Here is a 2,051-nt window from a genome sequence, read left to right as displayed (position 1 = left end):
GATGCCGGTATCAAAAACCGGTGCCTTACCTCTTGGCTATACCCCAAAAAACAACTTAGAAACTAAATCATCTTTGATTACGCATTATACGGAAGGCGAGATTTGAACTCGCAAACCTTTCGGTGCCAGAACCTAAATCTGGTGCGTCTACCAATTTCGCCACTTCCGCAAATATCTTAACAAATATTAGCTACGACGGGATTCGAACCCATGACCCCAGCGTTATGAGTGCTGTGCTCTAACCAACTGAGCTACGTAGCCTCTTTTATTTAATATTTAAATTATGCTAAATAAATTACTCATCGTCAATAAATTTATATAAAAATATTTAAATAAATAAAAAACCTCACTTCATAGTATACTATTTTCTACAAAAAAATATTATATACATAATACTCAAAATTAATGTTAAATTAACATTAATGAATAAATATAATAAAATTTTATTTTTTATAAAATATAATTATTTTTATCATTATTATTTAATATCAACAATAATTAATAACTGATTGTAAAATACAAAATCTAATACGTTTAGATAAATATCAAGGTAAAAATGAAAGAAAATACTTCTTCTAATTCTAATTTTATTAAAAAAATTATCGAAAGAGATTTAAAGAAAAAAAAGTATTCCTATTTACAAACACGATTTCCACCTGAACCAAATGGCTACCTTCATATTGGTCATGCAAAATCAATATGTTTAAATTTTGGACTAGCTAAATATTATAAGGGTAAATGTAATTTACGATTTGATGATACTAATCCTACAAAAGAAAACATAGAGTATATTAATGCCATAAAAAAAGACATTAAATGGCTAGGTTTTCAATGGAATGGCGAAATTCAATATTCATCAAAATATTTTAATATATTTAAAAAATATGCCATAGAATTAATTGCAAAAGGATTAGCCTATGTCGATCAATTAAATAAAGAAGAAATACGTCAATATAGAGGAACTTTAAAAAAACCAGGAATTAATAGTCCATATAGAAACCGAAGTGTAACAGAAAATATGTTGCTATTTGAAAAAATGAAAAATGGTCATTTTTCAACAGGTACAGCATGTTTACGTGCAAAAATAGACATGAGTTCTCCATTTATGATAATGCGAGATCCTGTTCTATATCGCATAATATTTTCAAACCATCACCAAACTAAAGATCAATGGTGTATATATCCAACTTATGATTTTTCACATTGTATATCAGATTCGTTGGAAGGTATCACACACTCTATTTGTACTCTAGAATTTCAAGATAATCGAAGATTATATGACTGGATACTCGACAATATAACTATTCAACATCGACCTAATCAATACGAATACTCTAGACTAAATTTAGAATATACTATTTTGTCTAAAAGGAAACTAAATATCCTTGTCAATAAAAAAATAGTAAATGGATGGGATGATCCTAGAATGCCGACTATTACAGGATTACGTCGCCGTGGGTATACACCATCTTCAATACGTACATTTTGTCAAAAGATAGGTATTACTAAACAAGATAATTTAATAGAAACATCCTCTCTAGAATCATGTATACGAAATGAACTAAACGAAACAGCTCCACGTAACATGGCTATACTGAATCCAATTAAAATACTTTTATCTAATGTACCTAGTAATTATCAAGAAATTTTTACAGTTCCCAATCATCCTACTAATAATTCCATGGGTTTTCGTTCTTTACCATTTACTAACGAATTATATATCGATTACTTTGATTTTCATGAAACAAATAAAAAAGATTATCGTGGATTAATACTAGGTCAAGAAATAAGATTACGTTACGGTTATGTAATTAAAGCTATAAAAGTAAAAAAAGATATCGAAAATAATATTATCAATATTGTATGTACCTGTGATTTTAATACTTTAGGAAAAAATCCAAAAAATAGAAAAATAAAAGGTGTTATCCATTGGTTATCTACAAAACACGCATCATCAGCAACCTTCCATTTATACAATACATTATTTACTGTAAAAAACCCAGAAAAAGAAAAAAATTTTTTAAACTACATAAATCCAAAATCATTTTTAA

Annotated in this window: 1 protein-coding gene and 2 tRNA genes; 1 reads left to right on the top strand and 2 read right to left on the bottom strand. The window is 27.7% G+C overall.

Annotated features, from left to right (window positions below; all coding sequences use genetic code 11):
- Positions 1–87: 87 nt before the first annotated feature.
- Both LDP10_RS02810 and LDP10_RS02805 read right to left on the bottom strand, forming a co-directional pair.
- Positions 88–169: transfer RNA gene (locus LDP10_RS02810), tRNA-Leu, on the bottom strand.
- Between the two features lie 18 nt (positions 170–187).
- Positions 188–261: transfer RNA gene (locus LDP10_RS02805), tRNA-Met, on the bottom strand.
- Positions 262–556: 295 nt separating this feature from the next.
- Here LDP10_RS02805 and glnS point away from each other — a divergent pair.
- Positions 557–2,051, top strand: a 1,495-nt coding sequence (gene glnS, locus LDP10_RS02800) for a glutamine--tRNA ligase (protein WP_265197229.1), incomplete at its 3' end; no start/stop codon positions are given.

Source organism: Buchnera aphidicola (Pemphigus obesinymphae) (assembly GCF_026122815.1).
Taxonomy (GTDB): Bacteria; Pseudomonadota; Gammaproteobacteria; order Enterobacterales; family Enterobacteriaceae; genus Buchnera_C; species Buchnera_C aphidicola_BJ.
Note: the sequence above shows the minus strand (reverse complement) of the source record. Positions and strands in the feature narration are given on the sequence as shown.